The sequence below is a fragment of the Actinomyces bovis genome, assembly GCF_900444995.1.
GTDB lineage: Bacteria > Actinomycetota > Actinomycetes > Actinomycetales > Actinomycetaceae > Actinomyces > Actinomyces bovis.
Window position 1 is genome coordinate 140,095 of sequence record NZ_UAPQ01000008.1, and the last position, 20,133, is coordinate 160,227.

At 63.1% G+C, this 20,133-nt stretch carries 12 protein-coding genes and 4 tRNA genes; 13 read left to right on the forward strand and 3 right to left on the reverse strand.

All coding sequences use genetic code 11. From position 1 onward, the window contains the following. Nucleotides 1–28 precede the first annotated feature (28 nt). Entirely contained in the window at nucleotides 29–2,713 is a 2,685-nt protein-coding gene (locus tag DR039_RS07660) for a DEAD/DEAH box helicase (RefSeq protein WP_111836798.1), read from the reverse strand. A gap of 140 nt (nucleotides 2,714–2,853) precedes the next feature. Between DR039_RS07660 and DR039_RS07665 the strand changes: the two genes are divergently transcribed. From DR039_RS07665 to DR039_RS07685, 5 genes are all read left to right on the forward strand, one after another. Next, nucleotides 2,854–4,317 (forward strand): alanine/glycine:cation symporter family protein, encoded by a 1,464-nt coding sequence (locus tag DR039_RS07665; protein ID WP_111836799.1) that lies wholly within the window; start codon nucleotides 2,854–2,856, stop codon nucleotides 4,315–4,317. A 97-nt stretch (nucleotides 4,318–4,414) separates the two neighbouring features. Beyond that, nucleotides 4,415–5,884 carry an alanine/glycine:cation symporter family protein gene (locus DR039_RS07670; RefSeq protein ID WP_111836800.1) on the forward strand — a complete coding sequence of 490 codons (1,470 nt, stop codon included), beginning with the start codon at nucleotides 4,415–4,417 and terminating at the stop codon, nucleotides 5,882–5,884. A gap of 3 nt (nucleotides 5,885–5,887) precedes the next feature. Further along, complete coding sequence (locus DR039_RS07675; RefSeq protein WP_111836801.1) at nucleotides 5,888–7,348, forward strand: alanine/glycine:cation symporter family protein; 1,461 nt, start codon at nucleotides 5,888–5,890, stop codon at nucleotides 7,346–7,348. 101 nt (nucleotides 7,349–7,449) lie between these two features. Beyond that, nucleotides 7,450–9,006: an alanine/glycine:cation symporter family protein gene (locus DR039_RS07680; RefSeq protein WP_111836802.1), complete on the forward strand. Its 1,557-nt coding sequence runs from the start codon at nucleotides 7,450–7,452 to the stop codon at nucleotides 9,004–9,006. Nucleotides 9,007–9,108: 102 nt separating this feature from the next. Beyond that, nucleotides 9,109–9,933, forward strand: coding sequence for a fumarylacetoacetate hydrolase family protein (locus DR039_RS07685; RefSeq protein ID WP_111836803.1), 825 nt, complete (start codon nucleotides 9,109–9,111; stop codon nucleotides 9,931–9,933). A 78-nt stretch (nucleotides 9,934–10,011) separates the two neighbouring features. Here DR039_RS07685 and DR039_RS07690 read toward each other — a convergent pair whose 3' ends face one another. Beyond that, nucleotides 10,012–11,202 (reverse strand): MalY/PatB family protein, encoded by a 1,191-nt coding sequence (locus tag DR039_RS07690; RefSeq protein ID WP_111836804.1) that lies wholly within the window; start codon nucleotides 11,200–11,202, stop codon nucleotides 10,012–10,014. A 133-nt stretch (nucleotides 11,203–11,335) separates the two neighbouring features. Here DR039_RS07690 and gltX point away from each other — a divergent pair, with 133 nt between their 5' ends. Beyond that, nucleotides 11,336–12,907: a glutamate--tRNA ligase gene (gene gltX / locus DR039_RS07695; protein WP_111836805.1), complete on the forward strand. Its 1,572-nt coding sequence runs from the start codon at nucleotides 11,336–11,338 to the stop codon at nucleotides 12,905–12,907. 91 nt (nucleotides 12,908–12,998) lie between these two features. Here the strand turns inward: gltX and DR039_RS07700 are convergent, their stop codons facing one another. Further along, entirely contained in the window at nucleotides 12,999–13,814 is an 816-nt protein-coding gene (locus DR039_RS07700; RefSeq protein ID WP_111836806.1) for a hypothetical protein, read from the reverse strand. 154 nt (nucleotides 13,815–13,968) lie between these two features. Here DR039_RS07700 and DR039_RS07705 point away from each other — a divergent pair. The 7 genes from DR039_RS07705 to DR039_RS07735 all read left to right on the forward strand — a co-directional run bounded on the left by DR039_RS07705 (nucleotide 13,969) and on the right by DR039_RS07735 (nucleotide 20,100). Then, nucleotides 13,969–14,040 (forward strand) — tRNA-Gln (locus DR039_RS07705). Nucleotides 14,041–14,112: 72 nt separating this feature from the next. Continuing rightward, nucleotides 14,113–14,188: transfer RNA gene (locus DR039_RS07710), tRNA-Glu, on the forward strand. A 29-nt stretch (nucleotides 14,189–14,217) separates the two neighbouring features. Next, nucleotides 14,218–14,293 (forward strand) — tRNA-Glu (locus DR039_RS07715). A gap of 29 nt (nucleotides 14,294–14,322) precedes the next feature. Further along, nucleotides 14,323–14,398: transfer RNA gene (locus DR039_RS07720), tRNA-Glu, on the forward strand. Between the two features lie 139 nt (nucleotides 14,399–14,537). Next, a complete protein-coding gene (locus tag DR039_RS07725; RefSeq protein WP_111836807.1) occupies nucleotides 14,538–16,172 on the forward strand; it encodes a ribonuclease J in 1,635 nt (544 codons plus the stop codon). A 10-nt stretch (nucleotides 16,173–16,182) separates the two neighbouring features. Continuing rightward, on the forward strand, nucleotides 16,183–17,103 hold the full coding sequence (locus DR039_RS07730) for a PfkB family carbohydrate kinase (RefSeq protein ID WP_111836808.1): 921 nt from the start codon (nucleotides 16,183–16,185) through the stop codon (nucleotides 17,101–17,103). 87 nt (nucleotides 17,104–17,190) lie between these two features. Further along, nucleotides 17,191–20,100, forward strand: coding sequence for an FtsK/SpoIIIE family DNA translocase (locus tag DR039_RS07735; RefSeq protein WP_111836809.1), 2,910 nt, complete (start codon nucleotides 17,191–17,193; stop codon nucleotides 20,098–20,100). The last annotated feature ends 33 nt before the right edge of the window (nucleotides 20,101–20,133 follow it).

Consider the following 20,133-nt stretch of genomic DNA (forward strand, 5'->3'; position numbering starts at 1 on the left):
TACAAGATGACCCAGGAGCCGCCACAGTTCAGAATTGAGGTCCCACCGTCAGCAGACGCAGCACCGCCTGCTCCGCCTGATCGGAGGCAGCCAGATCTACCAGCGCTACCAGCCGCCAGTCATGGTCGCCCTCCGGGTCCTCCAATACCTGCGTGGCCAGCCACACTTCACGGCCCGAACGCTCCAGTGCCTCCCGCAAAGCCTCGGATACTCCTGCGGCTGCCAGCGCCGAGTCCTCCGGCTGCTCATCTAGCGGAGCTAAGGATACCGCCCGGGCGGCTTGGTCCGTGCCCAGCCAGTCGTACTCCTCCCAGTAACGGCCCAGGGCCTCATCCCAGCGCTGCTCACCCCAACCTGCGGCAGCATCCAGACGCCCCAGAGCCTCGACGTCGTCGCGCGCCATTAACTCCACGCGGCGGAACAGCTCCTTGCGCACCGCCACTCGGAAGGCATGCCGGTTGCGGGTGAAAGCCACCTTGCCGTCAGCGTCGGCCCCGAAAGCACGCTCTACCCCCGCTGAATCATCCGCCCCCGGCCGATCGCCGGGCAGCACCTCCTGGCCGGACTGGAGCGCCCCTAGCGCCTCCCACTCGTCCAGCAGGGAGGAGTCCACTGCCCGCACCAGGGCACCCAGCCACTCAATCAACTCCTCTACCTCGGGAGTGCGGTGCTCCTCTGGCACCACCTGTCGCAAAGCTTGGTAGGCGTCCGTCAAATAGCGCAGCACCACGCCCTCGCTGCGGCCCAACTCATAGCGGGAGACCAAGTCCGAGAAGGTCATGGCATTCTCCACCATCTCCCGCACCACCGACTTAGGGGAGAGCTCAAACTGTGCGATCCAGGGGTTTGCCTGCCGGTACATCTCCAAAGCAGGCACCAACAGTTCGGCCAGCGGACGCGGCCAGGTGACCTCCTCCAGAGCTGCCATCCGCTGGTCATAGTCCAAGCCCTCAGCCTTCATAGCGGCCACCGCCTCACCGCGGGCAGCCCGCTGTTGGGCGTAAAGAAGCGGTCGGGGATCGTCCAGCGTGGACTCCACCACACTGACCACCTCCACCGTGTGCTCCGGAGATTCCAAGGACAGCAGGTCCATAGCCGCCAAGGCAAAAGGCGCCAGTGGCTGGTTCAAAGCGAAGTCAGCAGGTAGATCCACCGCTAGGCGCAGGCGTGGCAAGCCGTCAGCTGCTGCCTGCTTGCTGGACACATGCTCGACGACGCCCGCAGTGCGCAAAGACAAGTAGATCTCCACCGCTCGGCGCCGCAGTGCCCGCCGCTCAGCCTCCGCAGCTTGCACTCGCTCTAGCAAGGCCGCCATTGCGGCGACTGGGTCACCAGGACGTTCCAAGAGATTCAGCACCATGGTGGTGGTTACCTGGAACTGGCTGGTAAGAGTCTCTGGCGCGGCGTCTCGCAGCCGCTCAAAGGTTTTGTCTGTCCAGTTGACGCGCCCCTCCGGGGCTTTCTTCCGGACGATCTTGCGTCGCTTGCGCTCATCGTCGCCTGCCTTGGCCAGAGCCTTGGCGTTCTCAATGACATGCTCGGGGGCCTGCACCACCACGAAACCGCGGGTGTCAAAGCCGGCCCGGCCCGCCCGGCCCGCAATCTGATGGAACTCTCGGGCTGTGAGATGACGCTCGGTGGCGCCGTCGAACTTCACCAGGCTGGTGAGCACCACCGAGCGGATCGGCACGTTAATGCCCACGCCCAGAGTGTCCGTCCCGCAGATGACGCTGAGCAGCCCCTCACGAGCCAAACGTTCTACCAGGCGCCGGTAGCGCGGCAGCATGCCCGCGTGGTGTACCCCAATGCCGGCGCGCACCAGCCGGGATAGCGTCTGCCCGAAGCCACCACCAAAGCGGAAGTCGCCCAAAGCTGCAGCGATCTCTGCCTTCCGGGCCTTGGCTTTCAGGTCCACGCTCAGCAGGGAGGTAGCGCGCTCAATCGCCTCCTTCTGCGAGAAATGCACTACATAGACCGGGGCCTTGTCCTGACCCACCAGGCGCTCTAAAAGCTCGCCTATGGCCTCCACCGAGTACTCCATCTCCAGAGGCACCGGGCGCACGGCGTCATCAACCACCGCCACCTCACGGCCCGTGCGCGCTTCCAGGTCCTTCACAAAGAAAGAGACGTCACCCAAGGTGGCTGACAGCAGCACCATTTGAGCATGAGGGAGTTCTAGAAGGGGTACCTGCCAAGCCCAGCCCCGCTGTGGATCCGCGTAATAGTGGAACTCGTCCATCACCACCGAGTCCACGTCCAGCTCTGTGCCCTCCCGCAAGGCCTGGTTAGCCAGGATCTCCGCGGTGCAGCAGATGATGGGGGCAGCGGCGTTGATGGAGGTGTCCCCAGTGACCATGCCAACGTTATCTGCCCCAAAGAGGCGCACCAGTTCAAAGAACTTCTCACTGACCAAAGCCTTGAGCGGGGCCGTGTAATAGGAACGCCCCCCGCGCGCCAGTGAGGCCGTATGTGCAGCCAAGGCAATAATCGACTTGCCGGAGCCCGTTGGGGTAGCAGCAATGACGTGGCGACCTTCCAGGATCTGGCTCAGCGCCTCATCTTGGTGGGGGTAAAGAGGACGGCCAGTATCCTCCGCCCACTGGTTGAAGGCCAGGTAAATATCCTCTGCTTCCGGTACTCGCTCGGGTTCGCTGGCAGGAATCAGTGAGTCCAGCAGGGCGTTAAGTGCCGGAGTGTTGGGGGAGGAGGCCATGCGGCCATGCTCTCATGTGGAAGTTGGCTGCCTGCCTGACCTAAGAAGTAGGCACAGGATGAGACAGATGCAGAACAAACCGTGAGACTGTGAGAGCATGCGTCGCGTTTCTAACGCCTCGCGTATAAAGGCCATCTTCTATGGACGCACTAGCAGCCAACCTGCTCACCATCGCTGACTGGATCACCGCCCACATCACCATGTGGGTGCTGATCGCCACCGGCGTGTTTTTAACCGTAGTTAGCCGCGCCGTCCAACTGCGTCACCTACCAGATATGGTCCGCCAGGTTCTCGGCTCACGCAGTAACGCCGACGGCGGGATCTCCTCTTTCCAGGCCTTCGCCATCTCCCTGGCTGCCCGTGTAGGTATCGGCAACGTCTTTGGGGTGGCTGCAGCCCTGTTAATGGGCGGGCCTGGAGCCATCTTCTGGATGTGGGTGGTGGCATTCGTAGGTATGGCCACCGCCTTCTTTGAGGCCACCCTGGCCCAGATTTTCAAGGTCCGGGCCCAGGACGGCACCTTCCGCGGTGGCCCTGCCTTCTACATGCGTGCAGGTATGCGCAACCCGGTTCTGGCCAGCATCTTCGCGGCTATCACCGTGGTCACCTGCGGCTTCGTTATCACCTCAGTGCAGTCCAATGCCGTCGCCGGCACCCTCGCGGCCGCCTTCGGCTCCGGTGAGAACTCCACCCTTCCCGGATTCGCGGGCCTCTCCGGCGCCCAAATCGTGGTGGCAGCCCTGGTCTTCGTGCTCACCGCCGTCGTCGTATTTGGAGGTATACGCGCTGTCGCCCGCGTCACCGAGTGGATGGCGCCCATCATGGCGCTTATCTACGTGATCCTGGTGGCCCTTATCTGCCTGCTGAACTTGCCACAGTTCGTGCAGGTTATCGGCCAGATTTTCTCCTCAGCCTTCGCCACCGAACCCCTGGTGGGTGGCCTAGGTGGCGGGATTCTGGCCGCCATCGTCAATGGCACCAAGCGGGGCTTGTTCTCCAACGAGGCTGGTCAAGGCACGGCCCCCAACGCCGCCGCCACCGCCACCGTCTCCCACCCCGTGCAGCAGGGCTTCATCCAATCCCTGGGGGTCTTCATTGACACCATCGTGGTGTGCACCGCCACGGCCTTCGTGATCCTCCTGTCAGGCCCCGAGACCTGGACCCGTGCCGACGCCAACCCAGCCACCCTCACCACCTTGGCCATCTCCCACGGACTAGGCAGCTGGACCCTCCTGCCAATGGCGATCCTGATCTTCGTGCTGGCCTACTCTTCGATCATTGCGGCCTACGTCTACTCCGACATCAATATGTCCTACCTGACCGGAGGTAAGACCTGGGGCAGCTGGCTGGTGCGCATCGTCTCCGCCGTCTCCGCCACCGCCGGAGCCGTCCTAACCCTGGAAGTCGTCTGGAACGCGGTGGACATCGCCATGGCCGTCATGACCCTGACTAACCTGGTGGCGCTTATCTGGCTGTTCAAATGGGGCGTCGGCGCCCTGCGGGACTACGAGGCGCAGCGGCGCGACGGCGTCGTCGAGCCTGTATTCCACGGCAAGAAGAACCCTCACCTGCCCGCGGACCTCAGCACAGATATCTGGGACTGAGCCCCACACAGACCAGCAAGACCTGACCGGAAGGAACCCAAATGACAGTCATTGCGCCAGAAACCAGCCAGCCAGCAGCAGCAACGGGGGCTGAACGATGAACGCAGCTGTCCTCATTCCCCAGCTAAATCCCGCGCTGACCACCGCCGAGGTGGAGAGTTTCCTCAACACGATCGACGACAAGCTCTACAGCTACGTCCTCTCTGCGCTGCTCATCGCCGTCGGCATCTACTTCACGATCCGCACCCGCGGCGTCCAACTGCGTCACTTCGGCACAATGATCCGCACTATCACCACCTCACGCAGTGGTGCCGAAGGCGGTATTTCTTCCTTCCAGGCCTTCGCCGTAGGCCTGGCTGCCCGCGTGGGTATCGGCAACGTGGCCGGTGTAGCCCTGGCGGTGGTAGCCGGTGGCCCTGGGGCTCTGTTTTGGATGTGGGTCGTTGCCGTTATCGGTATGGCCACGGCCTTCGTTGAGTCGACTCTGGCGCAGGTTTTCAAAGAGCGCGGCCGCGACCTGACCTTCAAGGGTGGTCCCGCCTACTACATCAAGAACGGTCTCGGTTCGCGGCTGTGGGGCAGTGTCTTTGCCGTCCTGTGCATCGTGAGTGTGGGCGTCACCGTCGTCATGGTGCAGACCAATGCTCTAGCTGGCGTCATCAACGCCTCGGTCCCGGCTGTAGCTCCCTGGATGGTCGGCGTCGCTCTCATTCTCCTCACCGCCCCTATCGTCCTGGGCGGCCTCAAATCCGTGGCCCGGGTGACTGAGTGGCTGGCTCCGCTTATGGCGTTGCTCTATGTGCTCGTAGCCCTGGTGGTAATCCTGCTGAATATTGCTGAGATTCCCGCCGTCCTCTCACAGATTGTCCGCGGCGCCTTCGGCATGGACCAGGCCCTCTTCGGCCTGGCTGGCGGCATTACCGCAGCAGTCCTCAACGGTGTGCGCCGCGGCCTGTTCTCCAACGAGGCCGGTCTGGGCACCGCCCCCAATGCTGCCGGCACCGCGACCACCCCCCACCCTGCACGCCAAGGACTCATCCAGTCCTTTGGCGTCTTCGTGGATACGATTTTGGTCTGTACCGCTACGGGCCTGCTGATCCTCTTGGCCAACAACACTTATCAGCCTGGCAATAAGGGAGTTGTAGGGGCGGTTCTGACCCAGCAGGCAGTTGCTGAGCACCTCGGCTCCTGGACCACTTGGCCGATGGTCGTCTTAATCTTCATCCTGGTGTTCTCCACTGTCCTGGGCTGCTACTCCTACAGCCAAGTCAACGTGAATTTCCTAGGTGGCGAGCACCGGGCTGAGCAGGTGCTAGGCATCGTCCTGACCGGCGCTGCCTTCGCGGGCACCGTCCTCACCCTGCCGATCGTTTGGGCCCTCACTGATATCGCCCTGGGCGTCATGGGTGCCCTCAACCTGGTCGCTATCGTTCGCCTGGCCCCCTGGGCTGTGGGTGCGCTGCGCGACTTCGAGGCACAACTGTGCGCAGGCGAAGTCCCGGTCTTCCGGGGCGACAACAACCCGCATCTGCCGGGTGACGTCGCCAGCGGCGTTTGGAAGGACTGAGATATGCACCAGCTCAATGAGGCACTCGGCTGGGCCTCCAACCTGCTCTTCGGCACAGTCCTGGTATGGCTCCTGCTCGCAGCGGGCCTGTGGCTGACGATCTTTACCCGAGGCGTGCAACTGCGGCACATAGGTGCGGTACTGCGGTCAATGATTGGCTCCCGGTCCGGGGCACAAGGTGGCATCTCCTCCTTCCAAGCTTTCGCGGTAGGGCTGGCCTGCCGGGTAGGCACCGGCAACATCGTTGGCGTGGCCCTAGCCCTGGTTCTCGGCGGCCCGGGGGCGGTGTTCTGGATGTGGCTAGTGGCCTTGCTGGGCATGGCCACCGCCTTCAGTGAGGCCAGCCTGGGCCAGTTGTTCAAAGTGTCTCGCCATGACGGCAGCTACCGCGGAGGCCCCGCTTACTACATTGCTCGCGGGCTTCGCTGGCCGGTGGCCGGTGGTGTGTTCGCCGTAGTATTCATGTTTGCCAACGGGATGGCCATGCCGATGGTTCAGGCCAATGCGATGACAGCGGCCCTGGGGCAGACTGCAGACCTCAGCCCCTGGGTGAGGGCGGCCCTGGTAAGCCTGCTAGTTGCGCCGGTTTTGCTCGGTGGCCTGCGGTCCATCGCTCGCGTCACTGAGTGGCTAGCCCCGCTTATGGCTATCGGCTACCTGCTGCTGGTGGCGATCATCATTCTGACGCACCCACTACAGGCCGCGGAGGCCATCCTGGATATTTTCGCGGGTGCCTTCAACCTGCGCTCAGGCTTATCTGGCGTGGCCGGTGGTTTGATCGCAGCCATCCTCAATGGTGTACGCCGGGGCCTGTTTTCCAATGAGGCTGGCCTGGGGGGCGTCGCCTGTGCGGCTGGCTCAGCGACGGTCGCCCACCCTGCTCAGCAGGGCTTCATCCAAGCTTTTGGCGTGCTGGTGGACACCATGCTGGTGTGCACGGCGACGGCGTTGGCGATCCTTATCGCCGGCAAGTCTGATGGCGCTGTCTACACCCCTGGAATCACCGGAGCTGGCGAGGCAGATGTTTCCGGCACCCTTACGCAGGACGCTATTGCCCGCGTCTTGGGATCCTGGACCAACTGGCCCATGACCCTGTTGATCCTGGTGCTCGCTTACTCCACGATCCTCGGAGCGTTTTCCTACGCGGAGGTCTGCCTGGACTACCTCACCCGCGCCCCCTGGGCCAGCTGGGCACTGCGCGTAGCTGGCGTCGGCTGCACTTTCCTGGGCGGTGGCGCGGCCCTTACCACCGTATGGAGCCTGGCAGACATTGCGCTGGGCCTAGGGGCCATCATCAACCTGGTGGCCTTGGTGGCCCTCGCCCCGTGGGTGCGTGGGCTGCTGCGGGACTGGGAACACCAGCGATACCAAATCATCGTGGGGGAGAGGCCGCAGTTGCGCTTCGTAAGCACAGGCAACCCGCATCTGCCGGGCAGGCTGCCCGATGACGTCTGGGCTGCCTGACCCCAGTGGGCTCCGCTTCGGCCCCGTGTCCTTTGTGCGGACACGGGGCCGAAACATTTTCCCTATCGGCAGGACACAAGGAGCCTATATTCTTCTCGGCTATGACCCTTCAACTCCCACTTCTGGCAGCCTCAGGCCCTGACCTGGGCAAGTACTTTGATAGCGCTGCCAAGCGTTTGGACGATGTTTCCACCTACCTCTACGGCGGCTTCCTGGCTTGGTTGCTGATCGCTGTTGGCGTCTACTTCACCATCCGTACCTTTGGCTTGCAGTTCCGCTTCTTCGGCCACATGGTCAAGGTAATCGCAGACTCCCGCGAGTCAGACGAGGTGGCCGGCTCCATCTCCTCCTTCCAGGCCTTTGCAATCGGAATCGCCTCCCGAGTGGGCACCGGAAATATCGTCGGTGTCGCCATCGCGATCACCATGGGAGGGCCCGGGGCAGTGTTCTGGATGTGGCTGGTGGCGCTGGTCGGCATGGCCACTGGCTTCATCGAGTCCACCCTGGCTCAAATGTTCAAGGTGCCCCACACCTCCGGCTCCTTCCGGGGTGGACCGGCCTACTACATCAGTCAGGGCTTGGGATCCAAGACCTGGGGCTCGATCTTCGCCGTCGTGATCGTCTTCGTCTTCGGTTTTGCCTACGAGGCCACCCAGGCCAACACCATCGCTAGCAATATGAAGGGGGCCTTCGATATCGATCCTTGGATCACCGGCCTGGTGCTGGTGCTCATCAGCGCGCCGATTGTCTTCCGTGGCATCCGGCAGGTGGCCACTATTGCGGAATGGATGGCTCCCTTCGTGGCTGGCTTGTATGCGCTCATCGCGATTGTCATCTTGGTGCTCAACTTTGACGCCATCCCCGGGGCTGTCGCCTCCATCTTCCTGGGCGCCTTCGGCCTGGACCAGGCCTTTGCCGGTATTGGCGGTGGCATCTACGCGGCTGCGATCAATGGGATCAAACGTGGCCTGTTCTCCAACGAGGCCGGTGAGGGCTCCGTGCCTAACGCTGCTGCCACCGCCACCACTGCGCACCCCGCCAACCAGGGCTTCATCCAGTCCCTGGGTGTCTTTGTGGACACGATCGTGGTGTGCACCGCCACCGCACTGATCATCTTGCTTTCTGGCGTCTACGACCCAGCCACAACCATGGCTATGGGCGAGACGGTTGCCAAAGAAGCCGCAGGCACTTTGACCACTGCCTCAACCGTCGCCACCCTGGGCGGCTGGGCAAAGTACCTGATGATCTTCATTATCTTCGTCTTCGCCTACAGCTCCCTGCTAGGTAACTACACCTACGCCGAGGTCAACGTGGACTTCCTCAGCCGCAAGGAAGGCTCCAAGCACTACTGGCTGCGCACCATGATTCTGGTGGCCACCTATATTGGCGCCACCTCCACTTTGACCTTCGTGTGGAACCTTTCTGACGTAGCCATGGGGCTGATGGCGATCATTAACATCGTCTCAATCGTTCTGCTCGGCAAGTGGGCCTTCGGGGCTTTGCGTGACTGGGAGCACCAGCACCGCCTCCACCTGGCAGGCAAGCTGGAGCACATCCGTTTTAACTCCACCAACAACCCCTTCCTGCCGGGCAAATTGCCGGGTGAAGTATGGGCAGGCGGTCCCCACCGGCAGCCCTCATCCGCCCAGAAGGACTGAGCCACGCTAATTGGCCATGGATCTTGCCGCCCCGCACCCTTGACTGGTGTGGGGCGGCAGAGTCTGTGACCGCAGGCCGCAGTGAGCCACTACTCTAAGCCCATGAAGATTGCGCGCTTTTCTACCGGTGACGAGCTGTTCTACGGCATTGTTGAGGGCCTGCCGGCAGACGATCCCACCCCCGGTGGGGAGAGCGAAGGCCACCTAGTGGTTCTCAAAGGAGACCCGCTCTACACCCTGCCTGAGGCCACTGGCCAGGTGGTACCCCTGTCAGAGGCTCGCCTAGTCTCTCCAGTGATTCCCCGCTCAAAGGTGGTGGGAATTGGAAAGAACTACGCTGCCCATGCGCAAGAGATGGGAACTGAGGCGCCCGCCGAGCCCATCGTCTTCCTGAAGCCAAATACCTCAGTGATCGGGCCAGACGCCCCAATCGTCTTGCCCGAGTGGTCCCAGGAGGTCCATTACGAGGCCGAACTCGCCGTCGTCATCAAATCTTTGGCCAAGGACCTCAGTCCACAGGATGCTCAGCGTGTGATCCTGGGCTACACCGTCGCCAACGACGTCTCGGCCCGCGACTGCCAGCGCGCCGACGCCACCTGGACCCGCGCCAAAGGGTTTGACACCTCCTGCCCGCTGGGGCCCTGGATTGAGGTCCCCGAGCCTGGCAAGCCCGCTGCCTTTGACCCCGCCAGCGCCGTGCTGCGCACACGCGTAGACGGGCAGGTGATGCAAACCGGCAACACCGCCGACATGATCCACTCGGTGGCCGAACTCATCGCCTACGTCTCAGGCATCTTTACCCTATTGCCAGGAGATGTGGTGCTGACCGGACCCCCCGCAGGCGTAGGCCCAATTCGCGCCGGGCAGCGGGTGCAGGTGGAGATAGAAGGCTTAGGGGCCTTCTCCAACCCTGTGGTGCGCCGCTAAGGGCGGTGGGGCCGACGGCGCAGCTGCACTGGCAGCTAGCTGCGCGCTCTCATAACGGCCTCGGCAAGCAGCTCCGGCTTAAGCCACTGCTTGGCTAATTCGCCCCGCCATCTCGGTCAGAATGCTCCGACTGGTAGCTAGGTTTAGTCGGCAGCAGGACTCGTAACCCCTGCCGCAGGCCTCACCCTCGTTGACCACCAACTGGGCCTCCCGCAACAGGTGGCCCGCCGGGTCACTGGCTGCGCGCGTGCCCGTCAAGTCCAACCAGGCCAGGTAGGTACCCTCCGGGCAGCTAAGCGTGAGACCCGGAACCTCGGATAGCTCATGCGTGAGGACTTGCGCATTGCCCCACAAGTAGCCGCGCAACACATCCAACCAAGCCACACCATCGGGGCTCAGCGCCGCCACCGCTGCCTTAGCCCCCAGTATTGAGGCTTCGAATGCCAAATGCCGGGAGATCGCACTCGACTCCCATTTGGCCCGCGCCCCACCTGAGGCGATCAGCTGTGCGCATTTCAAACCCGCAACATTCCATCCTTTGGAAGCTGCCGTAGCGGTGAAAGTCAAAGCGGGATCCGCGCCGGGCCGGGAGGCATAAGGCACATGCTGCAGCCGGGGATCCAACACCAGAGGCCCATGGATCTCATCAGCAAAAACCGTCACCCCGTAACGACAGGCCAAGTCAGCGACGGCGTCGAGTTCCACGGTGCTTAGCACCCGCCCCACCGGGTTCCACGGGTTGCAAAGCACCAGCACCCCGGCACCATCCCGCATGGCTGCCGCAATTCCATCCAGGTCCAGGGACCAAGCGGAGGAGCCATCAGGCCCGGGTTCCTGCCGGGATGGGACCTGCACGCATTTGCGCCCATACATGCTGGGGATGGTCAGAAAAGGCATATAGGCCGGGGTTGGCACAATCACCGCTGAGCCCGGGCGACTGTGCCGGTCCAGCAAAGCGGCAAAGGCGCAGAGCACATCCGGCAGCAGACTCACATCAGCGGCATCCACTTGCCAGCCAAAGCGACGGGCCTGGAAATTGGCGGTCGCCTGCGCCACTGCCGCCGACAGTGCCGGAGGCAGGTAGCCGAAGGCGCCATCTTGCACCGCTTGTTCCAACACAGCAGTGATCGCCGGTGCTGTGCCTAGATCAGACTCTGCCACCCAGGCGCCAATCGCTTGTGGATCGCGAGCCCACTTTAGTGACGCTCTTTCACGCAGGACCTCAGGAGTCACTGAGTCAAAGCTGGAGATAGTGCTGGCGGCGTCCATGTGCCAAGGCTAGCGGTGCGGATTCAGGCTGGCACGCAGGTTGAGCGGACTCTGGTTTGGTGTCTTGGGCAACACCGGCTGAGGGTGCCGGTGCAGCTTGGGGGCTACATCCCAGCGCTAGGCTGGTCTCACCATGAGTGACACAGCCTCTTCCGCATCCGCTATCCCCGCCGTCGGCAGCTCACCCGTTCGGGTCCGCTTCTGCCCTTCACCCACCGGCACCCCACACGTCGGCATGGTCCGCACCTGCCTGTTCAACTGGGCCTACGCCCGGCATGTAGGCGGCACCTTCGTCTTCCGCATTGAAGACACTGACGCTGCTCGTGACTCCGAGGAGTCCTTCGAGGCAATCTTGGACTCCTTGGCCTGGTTAGGTCTCGACTGGGACGAGGGCGTTGGCAAGGGCGGCCCCCATGAGCCTTACCGCCAGTCTCAGCGCATGGACCTGTATAAACAGGTGGCGGCAGAACTGCTGGAGGCCGGTTACCTTTACGAGTCCTTCTCCACCCCTGAGGAGATCGAAGCGCGGCACCGCGCCAAGGGGGAGGACCCTAAGCTCGGTTACGACGGATTCGACCGCGACCTCACTGCGGAGCAAAAGGCTGCTTATCGCGCGCAGGGTCGCAAGCCCGTTCTGCGCATGCGCATGCCTGAAGCAGACATCACCTTCAATGACCTAGTGCGCGGCCCCATCACCTTTAAAGCTGGTGCTGTTCCTGACTACGTCGTGGTGCGTGCCAACGGCGACCCGCTCTACACCTTGGTGAACCCTGTGGACGACGCCGCCATGGGCATCACCCATGTGCTGCGCGGTGAGGACCTACTTTCCTCCACCCCCCGCCAGGTGGTTCTCTACCGGGCTCTCATGGCAATTGGTCGCGCCCAGGTCATGCCTGAGTTCGGGCACCTGCCTTATGTCATGGGGGAGGGCAACAAGAAGCTCTCCAAGCGTGACCCCGAGTCCAATCTGCTTATTCATCGCCACCGCGGCATGATCCCCGAGGGCCTGCTCAACTATCTAGCGCTGTTGGGCTGGTCCCTGTCCAAGGATGAGGATGTCTTCAGCCCCACTCAGCTGGTGCAGAGCTTTGACGTGCATGACGTCAACCCAAACCCGGCTCGCTTTGACCCCAAGAAATGCGAGGCCATCAACGCGGAGCATGTGCGCCAGCTGGATCCCGCGGACTTCCGCAACCGTCTAGTTCCTTACCTGGCCGACGTTTACCCCGACCCCGCTGACCCTGAGTGGGTCGCTAAGCCGCTGGTATCCGGCAGCACCTTCGCTGATCTGAGCGCCAGGGAGCAGGAGATTCTCACTGCCGCCGCCCCTCTGATTCAGACGCGCATCCAACTGCTGGGTGAAGCCCGGGAGATGCTCGGTTTCCTGCTGACTGCCGACGCCGAGCTCACCGTGGATGGTAAAGCCCTGGACAAACTCAAGGATTCTGCGCCTGCCGTTCTAGACGCCGCCATCGCCGCCCTGGAGCCAGTGGTTGCGGAGCAGTGGGGCACAGAGCGCCTGGAGGAAGTACTGCGCGAGGCCATCGTTGAGGGGCTGGGGATTAAGCCGCGCCTGGCATTTGGGCCGCTACGTGTGGCTGTAACCGGACGTCAGGTCTCTCCACCACTGTTTGAGTCCATGGAGATCTTGGGCCGTGATTCCTGCCTGGTCCGGCTGCGTTCCCTAAGGGAGCGTCTGGGCTAAGGGCTGAGCTGGGGGAGTTAAGTTCGCAGATAACTGTGTGGGGCTGAGCGCCGCTACGCTCAGCCCCACACAGTTTGCTTTCGCCGCAGGGTCAGCTCATTTTGCCCGCGGTTATGCCTTCCAGGCGGATTCCCTTCAGGATGGTCAGCCACTGGTCCTGACTGATATTCGCACCCTGACGGCACATGATCTGGACCGAGAACTTCAAGCCTGCGGAGGTCACGACCCGGGCAAAGCGGTAGCCTTCAACGTTTTCCTGGGTGCCATCGTGGTAAGTGAAGACGCCGGAGTAAGAGACCCAGAAGCCCTCCATGGTGCCACCTGCGTCTCGAACTGCCTCAACGCTTCGCTCAGGAGTATTGGAAAGGTTAGAAACCTTCGCCTCATTGGCGGTGGCTAGCACGCTGGACAGCGGGCGGTCTCCAAGAATGGAATTGTGGGTCTTCTCCTCGATATCGCGAGTGACATAGCCAAGGCACTGCCCGTCGTAGGTGCGATAGCCCTCAATATTGCCTTGCTTGGAGACGGCCTCCACATTGACCACGCTCTGGTCGTAGAACCAGACGGAGGCGTCCTCCATGTAGAACTTGACCTCGGGTGGACTCCAGGGAGTTGGTGGCGCGGCCAAGGTGGGGCGAGCGGACGGGTCGATAGAGATCACCCCGCTTTGGGAAGACCCCCCTGGCGGCGGAGCTACGGTTGGCTGGGCACCCGGGCTGACCAGATAGGAACCCGGCTCAGGTTGTGAACTGGGTTCATCCCCTTGCGGTTCGCGCTCCCGGGAGCTTGCTACTGGGCCGGCGGAGTCAGCAGCGCTCTTTGAACCTCTCGCGTTGCCGCAGCCGGACAGGGTGAGGGAGGCGGCCAAGGCTACAGCCAATGCGGCGGCAAAGGTCTTTCGGGACATCAGGACCTCATCGTCAGAACTGGAAGGGAAGCAAACAGATCCTATAGTCGCCTGTGTGTCTGTGTTCACGCGATGGGGATTTGCTCCCATGCAGGCCTGCCTGTAGATTCTGACCCGCTGCGCCGCCCACGGGTTGGATGGCGTAGAGCCTCATTGGGGTATGGTGTAATTGGCAACACAGCTGATTCTGGTTCAGCCATTCTAGGTTCGAGTCCTGGTACCCCAGCGAATGCGCCTCGTGCCTGCTAAGTCCTTGGAGTTCATGCAGCACAGGTGTGCTCACCGCAACAGAATACTGGCCCCGTTCGTCTAGCGGCCTAGGACACCGCCCTCTCACGGCGGCGGCACCGGTTCAAATCCGGTACGGGGTACCAGCCGGTTTACCGGTCACAACAAAATACAGGCCCCGTTCGTCTAGCGGCCTAGGACACCGCCCTCTCACGGCGGCGGCACCGGTTCAAATCCGGTACGGGGTACCAGCCGGTTCACCGGTCACAACAAAATACAGGCCCCGTTCGTCTAGCGGCCTAGGACACCGCCCTCTCACGGCGGCGGCACCGGTTCAAATCCGGTACGGGGTACCAGATCTCAGGAGTCCAGTCAGCGATGGCTGGGCTTCTGTGCGTTTAGGACTGGGCCTTGGGGTCTTCCACACGCAGCTAGACTCGTGCCGTGACGAGTTTCCCCAAGCTAAAGGCTCCCGGTCCGATTCCAGACGGCGCGATGCGAGTGGTGCCGCTAGGTGGCCTCGGTGAGGTCGGACGCAATATGACGGTATTCGAGACTGAGGGCAAGCTCCTCATCGTTGACTGTGGCGTCCTTTTCCCGGAGGAGGACCAGCCTGGTGTTGATTTGATCCTCCCGGACTTCGACCACATCCGTGAACGCCTCGACGACGTCGTCGCTCTCGTACTCACTCACGGACACGAGGACCATATTGGCGCCGTGCCCTACCTCCTGCGCCTGCGTGAAGACATCCCGCTGGTGGGCAGCGAGCTCACCCTCGCCTTTGTGGAAGCCAAGCTCAAGGAGCACCGCCTAAGGCCGATCCTGCACGAGGTACAGGAACACGAGGAGGTCAGCTACGGGCCCTTTGACTTGGAGTTCGTGGCTGTAAACCACTCCATCCCAGACGCCATGGCCGTCATGATTCGCACTGACGCTGGTAGCGCCTTGGTCACCGGTGACTTCAAGATGGACTCCCTGCCCATCGACGGCCGCATCACCGACCTGCGCTCCTTTGCCCGCTTCGGGGAGGAAGGCGTGGACCTGTTCTGTGTGGACTCCACCAATGCTGAGGTGCCCGGCATGATCGGGCACGAGAACCAGATCGGCCCCGTGCTGGACAATGTCTTCGCGGAATCGGACCAGCAGATCGTAGTCGCCTCTTTCGCTAGCCATGTGCACCGCGTGCAGCAGGTGCTTGATGCTGCTGACGCCCACGGACGGCGGGTGGCCCTGATCGGCCGCTCCATGGTGCGCAATATGGGTATCGCCGCGGAACGCGGCTACCTGAAGGTGCCGCGAGGAGTGCTCATTGATGCCCGTGACATTGCCTCCCTAGCTCCCCACGAGCGCGTCCTTATGGCGACCGGCAGCCAGGGGGAACCTATGGCGGCTCTGTCCCGCATGGCTCACGGTGAGCACAAATCCATCACCCTTGAGCCCGGTGACACCGTCATCTTTGCCTCCTCACTGATTCCCGGCAATGAGAACTCCGTGTACCGGGTTATCAACCAGCTCATGCGGCTGGGGGCGCGGGTGGTCCACCAAGGCAATGCGCGCGTACACGTTTCAGGGCACGCCTCCTCCGAGGAGTTGCTGCACGTGTACAACATCGTCCAGCCCGCCAATGTGATGCCTATCCATGGGGAGATACGCCATCTGGTGGCCAATGGTGCACTTGCTGTCAAAACTGGCGTGGCGCCAGAGCGCGTCATGCTCTGTGAAGACGGGGTGGTGGTGGACCTCCTGGATGGCAAGGCCCGCATTGCCGGGGCCGTGCCCTGCGGCTACGTCTATGTGGACGGTTCCTCCGTGGGAGAGATCGACGAGTCCGAGCTCAAGGACCGCCGTATCTTGGCTGAGGAAGGTTTCGTATCCGTATACGCCGTGGTGGAGACCAAGACCGGCACCATCCTGGCCGGTCCGCATATTCAGGCTCGCGGCGTCGCTGAGGATGACTCCGTCTTTGATGAGGTACTCCCAGACGTCACCGCTGCTTTGGAACAGGCCCTGGACTCCGGCAACGCCGACGCTCACTCCATGCAGCAGGCTATGCGCCGCACGCTGGGCCGTTGGGTGGGGCGTCGCCTGCGCCGTCGCCCCATGATCGTGCCCGTAGTCATCGAGGCCTGAGGCGACCCCCATGCGTCGTCCCGCCTGCTTCATCTCCACCGGCTCGGTTCTGATCGACCTGCCGCTGCACGTCAACCGCATCCCTGCGCCCGGTGGCGCGGTGACCGCAACCTCCTCCGGCCCCGCCGTTGGGGGCGGCTACACCGTGGTCTCTGCGGTAGCGCGTCAGGGCGTTCCCGCCGGCCTGGCCGCCACCTTGGGTACCGGACCCAACTCGGTGCTGGTGCGGGAGGCCTTGATGCGCGACGGCGTCGAGCTGCTAGTTGGCGAGCTGGTGGGAGATATTGGCACCTGCACCACCCTGGTGGATGCCTCCGGCCTACGCACCTTCATCACCACTGAAGGCGTGGAGAACGAGCCGCAGCTTGAGGACCTGGAACTGCTGGAACTGCGGCCAGGCGACTGGGTCTATGCCACCGGCTATGACCTAGTCCATCCCTCCTCCCGCGCCCTGCTAATGCCCTGGCTCCTCAAACTGCCCGACGGCGTTGGACTGGTGATCGACCTGGGGCCGGTAGAGGCCGAGATCGGTGACCAGGACCTAAAGGCACTGCTGGCTCGCACCACCCTGTTAACTGGCAACCACTTGGAAATTTCTGGGCTCTCAGCCCGGCTTGGATCGCCCGCTGCCATGCGGGCGGCAGCACCGAACGCCCTAATCGTCAGACGCACCGGAGTGCACGGCTGCGTGCTGTGGCCAGTCGGTGGGGGACCGGTGGAGGTGCCGGGCTTTGCTCGCGACGTCGTGGACACCACCGGTGCTGGTGACACCCACACCGGAGTACTTGTGGCTGGCCTAATGAGTGGCCTGGATGTGCTTGCTGCTGCGCGCCGGGCCAATGCGGCGGCGGCTGAGGCAGTGGCTCGCGTGGGGCCCGCCCGCGCGCCGCGAGCCGATGAGATTGACCGGTTGCTTTCCCACGATGACTGAGTTCAGGAAGGCGTGATAAAGCCCCAGCAGCTTGGGCGGCGTGGCTGACCGGCACCCCTGCCCGCCTGCCGCTAGCGTGGAGTCATCATGGCTGACTCTCGTTCACGCGCTTCCAAGACCGAACGCATCTCGCCGCAGCGTTCCCGGGGTGGCTCTAAGAACACCTCATCCGGGCCCATAACTGAACCCCGGAAGACCGCCTCCGGCGATGGCCTGCGCTCAAATGCCTGGGCCTTCTTAGTGCTGGCCTTGGCGGTTGTGGTCGGTTTGCGCGAGTGGTTCAAGGTATCCGGGGCTGCGTCCGCAGCTTTGCACCACCTGGCAGCTGGCCCGGTTGGCTTACTTAGCGTGCTGGTGCCGGTGCTCCTGGGCATCTTGGGCATTATGATGCTGCGCCTGCGCGCCTCCACGGGCAGGCGCCTCGGCCTCTCGGTGGGGACCTTAGGGATTCTTGCCGGAGTTACGGGCATCTTGCAGGTGATTAAAGGCAACCCCGCTTTTGGAGCGGGCATGGGGCAACTCGAGTCGGCCGGTGGTCTGCTGGGCTGGTTTGTGGGCTACCCGCTGGCCGTCCTCTTCTCCTCGGTTGGGGCAGTAATCCTGCTGGTGCTTCTGACCGCTTTCTCCCTGTTGGTGGTCTCCGGCCGCACTGTGGCGGACCTCAAGGAAGCGCATGAACAGCGGCGCGGCCTCCGCCCCGACACTGGTGACACCTTGGCTGGGCGCGCACTGGCTCTGGTGCGCAGGCGTCATGCCCCCTTAGCTGATGGCGCTGCCACCGCCCGCCTGGACTCCTATGACGGCGACGAACCCTTCCGCTCTGCCATTGAGACTGAAACGCGTCCACGCGGCAACGGGCGCCGTAATCGCACGAGCCAGGCTGAGCCAGCTGCCACGAGCCCGACTGCGGCATCGCCTACCGGCGCGGCGCCTGCTAACCCCACCGCCGCCCGTCCGGCCCGTGGTGTGACCGGCGCGAAAGGGCGCCAGGGGCGGCTTGGTGCGAGCCGACCAGTCGGCGCCAGTTCATCTGCCGTGGTTGACGTGCCGCTCGATCTGCCTGGCGACGCCGAGCCGGTGCTTCTAGACGAATTCGGCCAGCCGCTGCCAGCCGCCCTGCCGCCTGACGAATCCCATGCCGTGGCAGGCACCACGGAGCGACCAGTGCCGCCAACTGAGCCGGACGCCATCACGGAGGAGAACGAGGTTGTCATGCCTAGCGCTGACGCCTTGGACTTGGCCGATGAGATCGCCATGAGCTCTATGGCGCTGCCCGATGGACGCACTTACACGCTGCCCGAGGACTCATTGCTGACCCCCGGCCCAGGCCACTTCACCCGTTCCGAGGCCAATGACGCCATTGTGTCCCGCCTACAGGACGTCTTTAATGAGTTCGGGGTGGACGCCACCGTCAGTGGCTATACCCGAGGTCCCCAGGTGACCCGCTACGAGGTGCAACTGGGCCGTGGCGTGAACGTCTCCCGGGTAACCAGCCAGGAGAAGAACATCGCTTACGCCGTCGGCTCAGATGAGATTCGCCTGCTAACCCCCATCCCTGGCAAGAGCGCCATCGGTGTTGAGATCCCCAACTCCGACCGCGAGATGGTCAAGCTTGGCGACGTGCTCCGCTCCAGCGCCGCCAAGAAGCAGACCCACCCACTGGTGGTGGGCCTGGGCAAAAACGTTGAGGGTGACTACGTCGTCACCAACCTGGCCAAGACTCCTCACCTGCTGGTGGCCGGTCAGACCGGTTCAGGTAAGTCCTCCTTCGTGAACTCCATGATTACCTCCATCATGATGCGTGCCACCCCCGAGGAAGTCCGCATGGTGCTGGTAGACCCCAAGCGCGTGGAACTGACCATTTACGAGGGTATTCCGCATCTGATCACGCCGATTATCACCAGCCCCAAGAAGGCTGCTGAAGCCCTGGAATGGGTGGTGCGGGAGATGGACGCCCGCTATGACGACCTAGCCTCCTTTGGCTTCAAGCATGTGGACGACTTCAACAAGGCCGTGCGCGCCGGGGAGGTCCAGCCCCTGCCTGGTTCACAGCGAGTGCTCGCTCCTTACCCCTACCTGCTGGTGGTGGTAGACGAGCTCGCCGACCTCATGATGACTGCCCCCAAGGACGTAGAGGCCTCCATCCAGCGCATCACGCAGCTTGCCCGCGCTGCTGGTATCCACTTGGTCTTGGCCACGCAGCGTCCCGTGGCGCAGGTAGTCACCGGCCTGATTAAGTCCAACGTGCCTTCGCGTCTAGCCTTCGCTACCGCCTCCCAGCTGGACTCTCGGGTGATCCTGGATCAAAACGGCGCCGAAACCCTCACCGGTCAAGGTGATGCGCTTTACCTGGGGCCGGGCGCTTCCTCGCCGGTGCGGGTGCAGGGCTCCTGGGTTAACGAATCCGAGATTCGCGACGTGGTGGAGCACGTCAAGAGCCAGCTCCAACCCGAGTACCGCGAGGACGTGATCGTCCCCGAAGTCAAGAAGCAGATCGATGAGGAAATCGGCGACGACCTGGACCTGCTCCTGCAGGCCGCTGAGCTCATCATCTCCAGCCAGTTTGGCTCCACCTCAATGCTGCAGCGCAAACTGCGCGTGGGCTTCGCCAAGGCAGGACGCCTCATGGACCTGTTGGAGTCACGTGAGGTCGTCGGTCCCTCCGAAGGTTCCAAAGCGCGGGTGGTGCTGGTCCAACCTGAACAGCTGGAGGAGACCCTGGCGTGGATCAAGGGCGATGCTGCGGCCCCGGCTGCGCCTGCAGACGATGCTTACGAGGCCGATTCAGCGGGGGCGGCTGCGCCAGCAGCTGGGGCAGCTCAGGACTGGGACGGCGGTCCTGTAGACGGCAACACCACCGTCCTGCCGGACCGCTACGCCGCCGATCCACTGCAAGCTGGCAAAGGTCTGCCGGAGTCAGAATCATGGGATGACGAGTCCGCGGGAGAAGAGTCTGATGACGCCTGGAGCTTGACTGGCCGCGGCCCCTCCTGGTGAGAGTCCCACGGGGCAGCTAGGTACCGGCCCCGC

Excerpts from the sequence above, each read along its gene's own strand:
- DR039_RS07660 (WP_111836798.1), bottom strand. The coding sequence starts at position 2,713 with ATGGCCTCCTCCCCCAACACTCCGGCACTTAACGCCCTGCTGGACTCA.
- DR039_RS07665 (WP_111836799.1), top strand. The coding sequence starts at position 2,854 with ATGGACGCACTAGCAGCCAACCTGCTCACCATCGCTGACTGGATCACC.
- DR039_RS07670 (WP_111836800.1), top strand. The coding sequence starts at position 4,415 with ATGAACGCAGCTGTCCTCATTCCCCAGCTAAATCCCGCGCTGACCACC.
- DR039_RS07675 (WP_111836801.1), top strand. The coding sequence starts at position 5,888 with ATGCACCAGCTCAATGAGGCACTCGGCTGGGCCTCCAACCTGCTCTTC.
- DR039_RS07680 (WP_111836802.1), top strand. The coding sequence starts at position 7,450 with ATGACCCTTCAACTCCCACTTCTGGCAGCCTCAGGCCCTGACCTGGGC.
- DR039_RS07685 (WP_111836803.1), top strand. The coding sequence starts at position 9,109 with ATGAAGATTGCGCGCTTTTCTACCGGTGACGAGCTGTTCTACGGCATT.
- DR039_RS07690 (WP_111836804.1), bottom strand. The coding sequence starts at position 11,202 with ATGGACGCCGCCAGCACTATCTCCAGCTTTGACTCAGTGACTCCTGAG.
- gltX (WP_111836805.1), top strand. The coding sequence starts at position 11,336 with ATGAGTGACACAGCCTCTTCCGCATCCGCTATCCCCGCCGTCGGCAGC.
- DR039_RS07700 (WP_111836806.1), bottom strand. The coding sequence starts at position 13,814 with ATGTCCCGAAAGACCTTTGCCGCCGCATTGGCTGTAGCCTTGGCCGCC.
- DR039_RS07725 (WP_111836807.1), top strand. The coding sequence starts at position 14,538 with ATGCGAGTGGTGCCGCTAGGTGGCCTCGGTGAGGTCGGACGCAATATG.
- DR039_RS07730 (WP_111836808.1), top strand. The coding sequence starts at position 16,183 with ATGCGTCGTCCCGCCTGCTTCATCTCCACCGGCTCGGTTCTGATCGAC.
- DR039_RS07735 (WP_111836809.1), top strand. The coding sequence starts at position 17,191 with ATGGCTGACTCTCGTTCACGCGCTTCCAAGACCGAACGCATCTCGCCG.